Source organism: Streptomyces sp. NPDC004126, assembly GCF_050275515.1.
Classification (GTDB): domain Bacteria; phylum Actinomycetota; class Actinomycetes; order Streptomycetales; family Streptomycetaceae; genus Streptomyces.
The window spans coordinates 1-11681 of sequence record NZ_JBNNPF010000038.1 but is presented as its reverse complement, the minus strand read 5'-3'; the positions used below and the strand labels follow the sequence as shown (position 1 = coordinate 11681).

13 protein-coding genes are annotated in these 11681 nt (G+C 74.1%); 6 read left to right on the top strand and 7 right to left on the bottom strand.

Annotated features, from left to right (window positions below):
* Positions 1 to 114: 114 nt before the first annotated feature.
* From ACQKM2_RS29165 to ACQKM2_RS29150, 4 genes are read right to left on the bottom strand one after another with little or no spacing between them, the layout of a single operon-like run.
* Entirely contained in the window at positions 115 to 1377 is a 1263-nt protein-coding gene (locus ACQKM2_RS29165; RefSeq protein WP_427714873.1) for an ABC transporter permease, read from the bottom strand.
* Positions 1377 to 2075, bottom strand: coding sequence for an ABC transporter ATP-binding protein (locus ACQKM2_RS29160; RefSeq protein ID WP_405979299.1), 699 nt, complete (start codon positions 2073 to 2075; stop codon positions 1377 to 1379). The genes ACQKM2_RS29165 and ACQKM2_RS29160 overlap by 1 nt, the downstream gene beginning before the upstream one ends.
* On the bottom strand, positions 2072 to 3247 hold the full coding sequence (locus ACQKM2_RS29155) for a peptidoglycan-binding protein (protein ID WP_427714871.1): 1176 nt from the start codon (positions 3245 to 3247) through the stop codon (positions 2072 to 2074). Before ACQKM2_RS29155 ends, ACQKM2_RS29160 begins: the two co-directional genes overlap by 4 nt.
* Positions 3232 to 3711 (bottom strand): hypothetical protein, encoded by a 480-nt coding sequence (locus ACQKM2_RS29150; protein WP_427714870.1) that lies wholly within the window; start codon positions 3709 to 3711, stop codon positions 3232 to 3234. The genes ACQKM2_RS29155 and ACQKM2_RS29150 overlap by 16 nt, the downstream gene beginning before the upstream one ends.
* A 90-nt stretch (positions 3712 to 3801) precedes the next feature.
* On the opposite strand from ACQKM2_RS29150, the gene ACQKM2_RS29145 reads away from it, so the two are divergent.
* The 3 genes from ACQKM2_RS29145 to ACQKM2_RS29135 are packed head-to-tail and all read left to right on the top strand — an operon-like array spanning position 3802 to position 6961.
* Positions 3802 to 4512, top strand: coding sequence for a response regulator transcription factor (locus tag ACQKM2_RS29145; protein WP_427714868.1), 711 nt, complete (start codon positions 3802 to 3804; stop codon positions 4510 to 4512).
* Positions 4509 to 6047, top strand: coding sequence for an ATP-binding protein (locus ACQKM2_RS29140; protein WP_427714867.1), 1539 nt, complete (start codon positions 4509 to 4511; stop codon positions 6045 to 6047). Before ACQKM2_RS29145 ends, ACQKM2_RS29140 begins: the two co-directional genes overlap by 4 nt.
* A 23-nt stretch (positions 6048 to 6070) precedes the next feature.
* Complete coding sequence (locus tag ACQKM2_RS29135; RefSeq protein ID WP_427714865.1) at positions 6071 to 6961, top strand: L,D-transpeptidase family protein; 891 nt, start codon at positions 6071 to 6073, stop codon at positions 6959 to 6961.
* On the opposite strand, the gene ACQKM2_RS29130 is transcribed toward ACQKM2_RS29135, so the two are convergent.
* Genes ACQKM2_RS29130 through ACQKM2_RS29120 form a run of 3 tightly spaced genes read right to left on the bottom strand, consistent with a single transcriptional unit; the run spans position 6933 to position 8260 of the window.
* Complete coding sequence (locus tag ACQKM2_RS29130) at positions 6933 to 7571, bottom strand: hypothetical protein (protein ID WP_427714982.1); 639 nt, start codon at positions 7569 to 7571, stop codon at positions 6933 to 6935. The genes ACQKM2_RS29135 and ACQKM2_RS29130 overlap by 29 nt on opposite strands.
* A 54-nt stretch (positions 7572 to 7625) precedes the next feature.
* Positions 7626 to 7967, bottom strand: a complete 342-nt coding sequence (locus ACQKM2_RS29125; RefSeq protein ID WP_427714981.1) for a hypothetical protein — start codon at positions 7965 to 7967, stop codon at positions 7626 to 7628.
* 35 nt (positions 7968 to 8002) lie between these two features.
* Entirely contained in the window at positions 8003 to 8260 is a 258-nt protein-coding gene (locus tag ACQKM2_RS29120) for a hypothetical protein (protein WP_427714980.1), read from the bottom strand.
* A gap of 178 nt (positions 8261 to 8438) precedes the next feature.
* On the opposite strand from ACQKM2_RS29120, the gene ACQKM2_RS29115 reads away from it, so the two are divergent.
* The 3 genes from ACQKM2_RS29115 (at position 8439) to ACQKM2_RS29105 (ending at position 11448) form a co-directional block, all read left to right on the top strand.
* Complete coding sequence (locus tag ACQKM2_RS29115; RefSeq protein ID WP_427714864.1) at positions 8439 to 9386, top strand: LLM class F420-dependent oxidoreductase; 948 nt, start codon at positions 8439 to 8441, stop codon at positions 9384 to 9386.
* Positions 9387 to 9395: 9 nt separating this feature from the next.
* Positions 9396 to 10193: an SDR family NAD(P)-dependent oxidoreductase gene (locus ACQKM2_RS29110; RefSeq protein ID WP_427714862.1), complete on the top strand. Its 798-nt coding sequence runs from the start codon at positions 9396 to 9398 to the stop codon at positions 10191 to 10193.
* 124 nt (positions 10194 to 10317) lie between these two features.
* Positions 10318 to 11448, top strand: coding sequence for an LLM class flavin-dependent oxidoreductase (locus ACQKM2_RS29105; protein ID WP_427714861.1), 1131 nt, complete (start codon positions 10318 to 10320; stop codon positions 11446 to 11448).
* Positions 11449 to 11681: the final 233 nt, after the last annotated feature.

The following is an 11681-nucleotide window of genomic DNA, read 5'->3' as shown; positions in this document are numbered from 1 at the left end:
GCCGAGAGCGTCCTGGTTGTGTTCTTTTATTTTGAGCCTTGCTGCGCGGCGGGGGCGGCCGCGGGGGGGGGGGGGGGCGGGCGCCCCGGGCGCCCCCCCCCCCCACCCCCTCCCCTACGCCGCCTGCAGCGCCAGGGTCGGGCTGAGGCGGGCCGCGCGGACCGCCGGGTAGAGGCCCGCCAGGGTGCCGATGGCCAGGGTGGCCGCGAAACCGCCGGTGACCGCCCACAGCGGGACCACCCAGGGCAGGTCCCCGGCCCGGGAGTAGACGCCGGTGGCGGCCGCGCCGAGGGCGATGCCCGCCAGGCCGCCGAGGCCGGACAGGAGCAGGGACTCGGTGACGAACTGGATCCGGATCTGCCCCTTGGTGGCGCCGAGCGAGCGGCGCAGGCCGATCTCGTGGCGGCGCTCCAGCACCGAGATGATCATGGTGTTGGCGACGCCGACCCCGCCCACCAGGAGGGCGATGCCGCCCAGGCCGAGGAGGAGGGTGCTGAAGGCGCCCTTGGTGGCCGCCTTCGCCTGGAGCGCGGCCGAGGGGTCGGTCACCGAAACCGCGCTCGGGGTGCGGGGGTTGGCCGTCTGCGCCATCAGGGAGCGGACCGCGGCGACCCGGTCGTCGGCCGAGCGTTCGTAGACGGCCGTCGGGTGGCCGTCGAAGCCCAGCAGCCGCTCGGCCGCCTCCCAGCCGACCAGGGCCGAGCGTTCGATCTCCGGGGCCAGCGGGACGGGGGCGAGGATGCCGGTGACCGTGAAGTGGCGTCCGCCGATGAACACTTGCTGCCCCGGCTCCGTGATGCCCAGCCGGCGCGCCGAGACGTGCCCGAGCACCACCGAGGGGTAGCGGCCGGTGGCGTCGTTCAGCCAGGCGCCCCGGGCGACCGGGGCGCGCAGGGTGCCCAGCAGGTCGTCCTTGGCGGCCTTGAGCGCGATGCCGCCGGTCTCCTCCTTCGGGACGTGTTCCGAGCGGCGGACGGACTCGCCGATGTCGCCCGTGGTCCCGACCGACTCGACGCCCGCGATGCGCGAGACCATCCCGGGGGCCTCCTTCGGGAGCTTCGTGTCCTGTCCCGAGAACATGGCGGGGGCCGGGGTGGCCACCAGCATGTTCGTACCCAGCTTGTCGAGCTCCCGCAGCAGCTTGGCCTGGCTGGAGGAGGAGATGCCGACCACCGCGATCATCGTCGCGATGCCGATCGCGATGCCGAGCGCCGACAGGAACACCCGCACCGGCCGCGAGCGCAGCCCCGCCGACCCGGCGTGCAGGACGTCGCGCGGGGTGAGCCTGGGCGGCCGGAGCCGCGTACGGTCACGCGTACGACGCGTACGGGTCTTCGTGCGGGCCCGCGCACGGGGATCCGTACCGTCCCCGGCCATCACGCGGCTCCCGCCGGGCCGGTGTCCTCGACGACCTCGCCGTCGCGGACGCGGACCTGCCGGGGCAGGCTCGACGCGATCTCGTTGTCGTGGGTGATCACGGCGATGGTGGCCCCGTCCTCGTTCAGCTCGTGCAGCAGCTCCATCACCGACCGGCCCGACGCCGTGTCCAGCGCCCCCGTCGGCTCGTCGGCGAGCAGCAGGTCCGGCTCGCCGGCGACCGCGCGGGCGATGGCCACCCGCTGCTTCTGCCCGCCCGACAGCTCGTGGGGCCGGTGGTCCATCCGGTCGCCGAGCCCGACCCGTTCCAGCGCCCGTGCCGCCCGGCGGCCGCGCTCGGCCCTCGGGAGCCCGGAGTACAGCAGTCCCTCGGCGACGTTCGCGCGGGCGCTGAGGCCCGGCACCAGGTGGAAGGACTGGAACACGAAGCCGATGTGGCGCGAGCGCAGCGCCGACAGGGAGCGGTCGGACAGTGCCGCGACGTCGTGGCCGGCGATCCGCACGGTGCCGGCGCTCGGCCGGTCCAGGGTGCCGACGATGTGCAGCAGGGTGGACTTGCCGGACCCCGACGGGCCGACGATGGCGAGGAGTTCCCCGCTCAGGACGGTCAGGCCGACCCCGCGCAGGGCCGTGACCCCGCCCGGGTACTCCTTGGTGACCCCGGCCAGTTCGACCACCGGGTGCGCGTGCCGCCTCACAGCTTGGGCACCCCCACCCGCACGCCCTCCGCGAGCCCGCCGCCGCTGACCTCGACGCGCCCCTTGCCGAACATGCCGAGCTCGACCTTCACCTCGCGGGCCCGGCCGTCCGCGACGACCTGGACGCCGAAGCCGCCGCCGGGGAGCGCGAGGAGCGCGTTCACCGGTACGGAGAGCACTCCGGTGCGGGTCTCGCCGGTCAGCTCGACGGAGACCGGGGACTGTTCGGGGCCCTTGACCGAGCCGGGGTCGTCGAAGACGACGCTCACGTCCACCTTGGCCTTCTTGTCGCCGCCGGCGCCCCCGCCACCGCCGCCACCCCCGCCGGAGCCGCCGGACCCGCCTCCCGAGCCGCCGCCGCCCGGACCGCCGCCGTTCTGGTCGTCCGTGCCCGCCGTGCCGCCCACCGAGTCGACCTTCCCTGCCGCGCTGCCGCCGGCCGGCAGCCTCACCGTCACCTTGTCCCCGGTCTTCGCGGCCCCCGCCTTCGCCGCGTCCAGCTGGAGGCGGACGATCCGCTCGGTGCCGGTCACCGTCAGCACCGGCTTGCCCGGCCCCGGCTCGTCGCCGAGCGCCGCCTCCGTCCGCTTCACCCGCTGCGGGCCCGAGGCGAAGGCGATGTCCTCCCGCGCCACCTCGCCCGTCTCCGGCGCCTTGTGCGCCTTCTGCCAGCGCTTGACCGCCGCCGCCGTACCGGCCGTGAAGGTGCCGTCCTGCGCGTCCAGCCCCGTCCCGTACCCGAGGGCGATCAGGTTCCGCTTCAGCTGCCGGACGTCCTCGCCCTTGTCCCCGGCCTTCAGCGCCCGGTACATCGGCACCGCCCCGTACATCAGCCGCACCGCCTTCCCGTTGACCTCGAACAGCCGCCCGTCCCGCTCGACGGCCGACCCCTCGGCCGCGATCCAGGTGAGGACCCCCGCGCCGGGCGCGCTCAGCCTGCGCTCCTGCGCGTAGCCGAGGGTGCCGTCGACCTGGAGGCCCGAGGAGAGGTCGCCGCGCGTCACCGGGGCCGTCGCCGGCGGCAGCGCGTCGGCCGCGTCCTGCCCCCGGCCGCCGTCCTGTGGTGACTGGGCGAGGACGGCGTAGCCGCCGCCCGAGACCGCGAGCACCGCAGCGAGGGCGGCCACCAGCCACGTCCCGCGCCGCCGGGCCCCCATCAGGCCGCTTCGCACTTCTTCTGGGCCTCCTCGAAGGCCTTCTCCTGCCCCTTGGGGACCTCGATGCCGCTCTTCATGCCGCCGCTGTACTCGGGGTCCTTCAGGTCCACGCCGTTCTCGCGCATGCAGCGGACCCAGCGCAGCTCCTTGTCCTTCTGCTCCTGCGTCGGGCCCTCCCCGGAGCCGGTGCTCATGCCGCAGGCCTTCATGGCCTCCTGCATCTTCTGCGGGTCCGCGCCGCCGCCGACGGTCATGCCGTTCGGGTTCTGGCCCGGCTCGGGGTCCGGGGCGTCTATGCCGTGCTCGCGCAGGCACTGGCGCATCTTCACGGCGTTGTCGGCGTCGGTCCCGCCGCCGCCCTTGCCGCCGCTCTTGCCGCCGCCGTCCCCGCCGTTCGCGGAGCCGTTCGTGCAGGCGGTGACGGAGAGGGCCAGCCCGGTGAGGACCGCGGCCGTGGTCATGGTCAGGGATCGCTTCATGGGGCCGAGCGTGCGCGAAAGCGGTGTTTCGCTTCTCTCTCGCAGTCCGCTTACAACGGCGAAATGCGCTCCTCCTGTAGAGAGGACGGCATGCGAGTTCTGGTGGTGGAGGACGAGGAGTTCCTGCGGGAGATGATCGCCGAGGGGCTGCGCCGCGACGCGCTGGCCGTGGACGAGGCCGGCGACGGCCTGGAGGCGCTGCGCCGGCTGCGGCTGGGCGAGTACGACGTCCTCGTCCTCGACCGGGACCTGCCCGGCCTGCACGGCGACGAGGTGTGCCGGCAGGTCGTACGGGAACGCCTGCTGACCCGGGTGCTGATGCTGACCGCCTCCGGGACCGTGCGGGACCGGGTGGAGGGCCTGGGCCTGGGCGCCGACGACTACCTCACCAAGCCGTTCGCGTACGACGAGCTCCTCGCCCGCGTCCTCGCGCTCGGCCGGCGCGCCCACCCGGCGCTGCCGCCGGTGCTGGAGCGGGCCGGGATCGCCCTGGACACCGCGCGCCGGGCCGTCTCCCGCGACGGGCACCGGCTCGCCCTGTCGCGCAAGGAGTTCGCGGTGCTGGAGGCGCTGCTGCGGGCCGAGGGGGCGGTGCTGAGCAGCGACGACCTGATCGAGCGGGTGTGGGAGGAGGACACCGGCTACCGCACCAACGCGGTCCGGGTCACGCTCAGCAAGCTGCGCGCCAAGCTGGGCGAGCCGCCGCTGATCGAGACGGTGCCGGGGGAGGGCTACCGGATCGCGGCGGCCGGGCCCGAGGCCGGGCCCGGAGCCCCCGGCCAGAGCAGCGGTCCGCGATGAGAGCGGTGCTCCGTTCCGAGCGCACCCGTCTCACCGCGCTGTACGGCGCGCTGCTGCTCCTCGCGGGCGGCGGCCTGGTCGCGCTGGTCAACGTACTGCTCCGCACCGGCCTCCACTCCCGCGTCAACGGGGCCGTCACCACCGTCATGCCCGGCCTGCCCGTCTCCGCGGACGGGGTCACGCCCGTCCCCCACGACCGCAGCTTCGAGCCCGCCCACAAGCTCCCGCCCGGCACCGCCCCCACCCCCGAGCAGATCGAGCAGTGGCGCGTCACCCGGAACCTCTCCGACGCCGCCGCCCGCGCCGCCCTCCAGGAACTGACCCTGGTCTCCCTCGTCGCCCTCGCCCTCTTCGCCGTCCTGTCGGTCTGGCTCGCCTGGTGGATGGCCGGCCGCGTGCTGCGCCCCGTCGCGGTGATCACCGAGACGGCCCGGCGCCTGTCGGGCGAGAACCTCCACGAGCGGATCGGGCTCCAGGCCCCGCCCGGCGAGTTCAAGCGGCTGGCCGACACCTTCGACGGGATGCTCGACCGCATCCAGGACCTGGTGGGGGCCCAGCGCCGGTTCGCCGCCAACGCCGCGCACGAGCTGCGCACCCCGCTCGCCGTGCAGCGGGCCGCCGCCGAGATCGGACTGGCGGGGGAGCCGGAGCCGGCGAAGGTGGCGCGGATCCGGGAGCGGCTGATCGCGGTGGCCGACTCCAGCGAGCACCTGGTGGAGTCGCTGCTGCTGCTCGCCGTGTCGGAGGAGGGGCTCGAATCCTCGCAGCCGGTGGACCTGGCGGCCCTGACGGCGACGGAACTGGCGTCGGCCGTCCCCCCGGGGGAACCCCGGCCCCAGCGGCCGTCCCCGGCGAAGGCCCCGGCCGATGGCCTGGCTCCGGCCCCGGGTGAGGTCCCGGCCTCGGGTGAAGGCCCGGCCTCGGGTGAGGTCCCGGCCTCGGGTGAAGGCCCGGCCCCGGGTGAGGTCCCGGCCGATGGCCGGGCTCCGGCCCGGGCGGAGGCGCCGGTCCCGGGTGAGGCCCCGCCCCCGGGTGAGGCCCCGGCCGGGGTTCCGCTTCCGGCCCCGGGCCCGTCGGCGGACCCCGCCCCCGCCCCGGACCCGCAGGCGGCGCCCGCCGCCGCCCTGACCGTCGTACGGGACCTCGCGCCGCTGACGGTGACCGGCGACCCGACCCTGCTCGGCCACCTCGTGCGCAACCTCCTCGCCAACGCCGTACGCCACAACCGCCCCGGCGGCCGGGTGCGCGTGGCGACCTCCGCCGACGGGGTGCTGACGGTGTCCAACACCGGCCCGCTCATCGCCCCCGGCGACGTCCCCCGCCTGCTGGAGCCCTTCCGCCGCCGCGCCGAACGGCGGCACACCCCGGGGGAGGGCGCCGGGCTCGGCCTGTCCATCGTCGCCTCCATCGCCCGGGCGCACGGCGCGCGGCTGCTCGCCGAGGCCAACCCGGAGCCCGACGGCGGACTCACCGTCAGCGTCCGCTTTCCCGCGCCGCACCGGGTGCGGGAGACCGCCGTTCGCGGAGAACGATGATCACCTGATGTACCTTCGGGTGGATGAGCAAGCACGCCCGAGCCCGCTCCGGTTCCCGCGCCCGTACGGCTGACCGCCGGCGTTCCGTTTCCCCGGGACGCCCGCCGACGGCGCTGATCGCCGTCGCCGCCCTCGGGCTGCTGGCCTTCGGCGCCGGCTGGGTGCACGCCCTGTACGAGCAGCCCGGCGCGCCCGTCCCGGCGGCCCGCTCGGACGCCCGCCCGCAGGCCGCCCGGGGTCCGGCCCCGAAGCAGCAGCCGCAGCCGCAGGGCGGCGCCCCCGGGCACGCCACGCGCGGCACCCCCCGCGCGGACGCCCTCCAGGGCCTGCCGGACACCCTCAGCGCGGCGACCCGCGCCCGGATCCCGGCGGCGGCGCGCCAGCTCGTGCTGGTCACGGGCAGGGCGAAGGACTCCTCGGACTCCACCGTCACCTTCTTCACCCGCCCCGCCGCGGGCAAGGACTGGACCGCGGCCGGGAAGTGGCCGGCCCGCAACGGCGCCAAGGGCTGGTCCGCCGAACGCGAGCGCGAGTACGGGGACCTGACCTCCCCGGAGGGCGTGTACTCCCTCACCGACGCGGGCGGCCTGCTGCCGCCCCCGGCCGGCACGAAGCTCCCGTACGACCAGGACCGCGGCTTCGTCCCGTCGGGCCGGGGCGTGAACGGGGAGTCCCTGGAGGGCTCCTTCGACCACGTCGTGGCGATCGACTACAACCGCCGCAAGGGAGTCTCCCCGCTCGACCCGGGCATGCCGGAGGGCGAGGACAAGGGCGGCAACATCTGGCTCCACGTGGACCACGACGGCCCCTCCCAGGGCTGCGTGGGCCTCCCGAAGGAGGCGATGGAGCAGCTGCTGCGCACCCTCGACCCGGCGGCGAAGCCGGTCATCGTGATGGGCCCGGCAGGCTTCTGACCTCCCCCGTTCCGACACCGGGCCGCCACACCAGCAGCCCGATGTACACGAGGTCGAAGACGGAGCACAGCACCCCCAGCCCGAGCACGAAGCCGTTCCCCTCCAGCACCCCGAACAGCACGGTCGGCGCGAGGGTGCCGAGCCATTTGGCGACGGCGATGAGCAGCGACTGCCCGTGCGGGCCGCCCCGGGCGGCGTACATGCCGATGAACAGGCCGGACATCAGCAGGTTCTGCAGGAACGCCGAGTACCGGCTGGCGTCGTTCGTCCCGAAGTGCGCGACGAACAGCAGCTGCACGGCGAAGCCCGCGCCGAGGAGCAGCGCACCCCAGGCGGCGAACAGCGGCCGGGTGACGAAGGCGGGCAGCCCGGCCCGGCCGTGGCGCAGCCAGGTGTAGATGATCAGGGTGTCGGCGAGGGCCCACACCACGTTGACGACGCCCTGCGGGGAGAGCCCGGTACGGACGTCGTCGACGGCGTAGACGACCTCCCAGGCGAAGTTCAGCGCGAGCGCGGCGACGGGCATGGCACAGGCCCGGTCCCGCAGCCCGACCCGCACGGCCTCGACGTACACGACGGTCCAGGCGACCCCGCTGATGAGCGTCAGCATCAGTTCCACGCGCGCACCCTAGGCGCTCCACGCCACCCCGCACAGGCCCGGGAGCTACGGAGTGAGGTCGAGGATCCGGACCGGCTCGCCGTCCCACCGCTTCGGTTCCGTGGTCGCGACGATCGCGCCGTCGGGCCGGTCGGGGGTGGGCTGGGCGGCGTGGAGGCAGTGGGCGGTGGCCCAGGTCTCCTGCCGTGCGACGGCCAGTGCGGCGGGCAGGTCGAGATCCAGGACGATCATGCCGGGCAGGGCCGCGAGGTGTTCGGCCGTACCGGGCCGGGTGCGGTCGGCCTCGACCAGCGCGCAGGACGGGGCGTACAGGAACCAACCGGACTCGGTATGGGCACGGTGGATGAGGCGAGAGGCCAGGAGGTTCCCCCGGCCGGCCGCGGTCATCGCCGTCTCGTCCAGCACGATGTGCACGGGCTCGGTCACCGGGGCCTCGCCCCGTGCAGCCGCCGGTCCAGCTCGCTGTCCAGTTCCTGCCGTTCGGCCTCCGTCGGCGCGTAGCCGTTCCAGTCGCGCAGCAGGACGCGAGCGCGTTCGGCGCGTTCGGCGCGTTCGGCCGGGGTGAGCAGGTTCTCGGCCAGGCGGGCCAGGTAGGCGCGAAGCGACAGCCCTTCGGCGGCCGCTATGGCGGCGAGTCTGTCCTTGGCTTCCTCGGGGATACGGATGTTCGCGTCGGGCATCGTCGTGCTCCTTCCCATGCCCGCAGCGTACGGGTACGCACCCGTACCCGTACCCGAATTCGCCGGTGCTCACCCGATCGGGTGCACCCCGCCCACCCCTTGCCTGACGAACCGTCAGCTACGACGATGGCCCGGCACCGCACGACGAACCGGCATACGAAGGCGAGGCGGGCCCGGCATGGCACGCGTGTTTCCGGAAGGCCGGCTGGAGTACGGGATGCAGCTCCCGGTCCAGTCGCAGAGCACCATCTACGCCGAGCCCTGGGAGGCCTCGGCCGGCGCCGCCGACCTCGCCGAGGTGGCCCGCGCCGCCGACCGGGCCGGCTTCGGGTACGTGGCCACCTGCGACCACGTGGCCATCCCGCGCCGCCTCGCCGGCCCCATGAGCACCGTCTGGTACGACCCGGTCGCCACCCTGGCCTTCCTCGCCGGGATCACCGAGCGGGTGCGGCTGGTCAGCCACGTCGCGATCGTCGGCCTGCGCCACCCGCTGCTCACCGCCAAGCAGTACGCGACCCTCGACCACCTCTCCGGGGGCCGGCTCGTCCTCGGGGTCGGCGCCGGGCACGTCCAGGAGGAGTTCGAGGTGCTCGGCGTCGACTTCGAGCGCCGCGGGGCCGTCCTCGACGAGAGCCTGGACGCGCTGCGCGCCGCCCTCGGCCCCGAGGAGTACCCGGAGTTCGAGGGGGAGCGGTTCTCCTTCCGGGACCTCGGGCAGCTGCCCCGGCCGGCGCAGGAGCGGATCCCGGTGTGGGTCGGCGGCTCCTCCCCGGCGGCCGTCCGCCGGGCCGCCGTGCGCGGCGACGGCTGGCTCCCGCAGGGCGACCCGCGCGACCGCATCCCCGCCCAGGTGGCCCGGATCCGCGAGCTGCGGGAGGCGGCCGGGGTGCAGGGCCCGTTCGAGGTCGGGGCGATCACCGAGCCGCTGTACGTCGGCGAGCCCGGCTGGGACACCGGCCGCCGGACCCTGACCGGCAAGGCGGAGCGGCTCGCCGAGTCCCTCCGGGAGTACGCGGCGCTGGGCGTGGACCAGGTCCAGGTCCGCTTCCGCAATCGCGACCGCGCCGAACTCGTGGACCAGATCACCGCTTTCGGGGCCGAGGTGGCCCCCCTCCTCAACGACTAGGAGCACGTGATGGGCAAGCTGGACGGGCGCGTCGTCGTCATCACCGGTGCGGCGCGCGGCCAGGGCGAGCAGGAGGCCCGCCTCTTCGCCGCCGAGGGCGCGCGGGTGCTGCTGGGCGACGTGCTGGACGAGCAGGGCGCCGCCGTCGCGAAGGAGATCGCCGCGGAGGCGGGCGCGGACCGGGTGCGGTACGTACGGCTGGACGTGAGCCGGGAGGAGGACTGGGCGGCCGCCGTGGCCGCGGCGAAGGAGTCCTTCGGCCGGGTCGACGGGCTGGTCAACAACGCCGGCATCCTGCGCTTCAACGAGCTGGCCTCCACCCCGCTGGAGGAGTTCCGCCAGGTGGTGGAGGTCAACCAGGTCGGCGCGTTCCTCGGCATCAAGGCGCTGGCCCCGGAGATCGAGGCGGCCGGCGGCGGGACCATCGTCAACACCTCCTCCTACACCGGCCTGACGGGCATGGCGTACGTGGGCGCGTACGCGGCGACCAAGGCGGCGATCCTCGGCCTGACGCGGGTGGCGGCGCTGGAGCTGGCCGCGAAGAACATCCGGGTCAACGCGATGTGCCCGGGTGCGGTGGACACCCCCATGGCCAACCCCGGGCTGCTCGACCCCGCGGGGATGACGGACGAGGCCAGGGACGCGATGGCCGAGCTGTACAAGCGGGTGGTCCCGCTGGGCCGGGTGGGCCGGCCGGAGGAGATCGCCAGGCTCGCCCTCTTCCTGACCGGCGACGACTCCTCGTACATCACCGGCCAGCCGTTCGTGGCGGACGGCGGATGGATGGCGGGCGTGAGCATCCTCTGAGATTCCTGACGACTCGTCAGATAAGCCGTTACGGCTCTCTTGACGGTCCCGCCCCGGCGGTGGAACAGTCGGACCCATCGAAGGATCTGACGCAACGTCAGAAAACGAAGGACGGTGAACCCCCTTGGAATTCGGGCTCTTCGTGCAGGGATACGTGCCTGAGGCGCGGTCCAAGGTCGACCCCGAGGCAGAGCACAAGGCGCTGCTCGAGGAGACCCAGTACGTCATCCAGGCCGACAAGTCCGGCTTCAAGTACGCCTGGGCCTCGGAGCACCACTTCCTGGAGGAGTACTCCCACCTCTCCGCCAACGAGGTCTTCCTCGGCTACCTCGCCGCCGCCACCGAGCGCATCCACCTCGGCTCCGGCATCTTCAACCCGCTCGCCCCGGTCAACCACCCGGTGAAGGTGGCCGAGAAGGTCACCATGCTCGACCACCTCTCCAAGGGCCGCTTCGAGTTCGGCACCGGCCGCGGCGCCGGCAGCCACGAGATCCTCGGCTTCCTGCCCGGCATCACGGACATGAACCACACCAAGGAGATCTGGGAGGAGACCATCGCGGAATTCCCCAAGATGTTCCTCCAGGAGGAGTACGAGGGCTTCCAGGGCAAGCACTGGTCGCTCCCGCCGCGCAAGATCTTCCCCAAGCCGTACGGCAAGGCCCACCCGGCCATGTGGTACGCCGCCGGCTCGCCCTCCTCGTACGCCATGGCCGCGAAGAAGGGCCTGGGGGTGCTGGGCTTCAGCGTCCAGAAGGTCTCCGACATGGAGTGGGTGCTGGAGCAGTACAAGACGGCCATCCAGGAGGCGAAGGCGATCGGCGCCTTCGTGAACGACAACGTGATGGTCACCTCGACCGCGATCTGCGCCGAGACCCACGAGAAGGCGGTGGAGATCGCCGTCAACGCGAACATGAACCGCTTCCAGTCGCTGGTGTTCCGCTACCACGACACCTTCCCGCGGCCGGAGGCGATCCCGCAGTGGCCCGAGACCCTGCCGGAGTACAACGCGGAGATCATCGAGCTGCTCATCGCGGAGGAGCTGCTGATCTGCGGGGACCCGTCGGAGGTGCGGGCCCAGTGCAAGCGGTGGGAGCAGGCCGGGGCGGACCAGCTGTCCTTCGGACTGCCGACGGGGGTCTCGAAGGAGGACACGCTCACCACGATCAAGCTGATCGGCGAGCACGTCATCCCGCACATCGACACGGACCCGGTCCACCGCACCACCCGCTTCCGCCAGGCCGCCACGCCTTCTTAACGCGCCGCTCGCGCGGCTCGGCCCCAGGGGGCCTCCCCGGCTTCGCGGCGCTGCGCCGGACTCCGTCCGTCGGGGCCTGGGCGGGGCCGGTTTGGGTGGCCGGGGCCGGTGGGCGTGTGCGGGTGGGCGGGCCGCTGTGCGGGCGAGGGTCCCCTACCCGCCCTTCCACCGTTCCCAGGGGCTCCGCCCCTGACCCCGCGCCTCAAACGCCGGCGGGGCTGTTTATAGCCTCG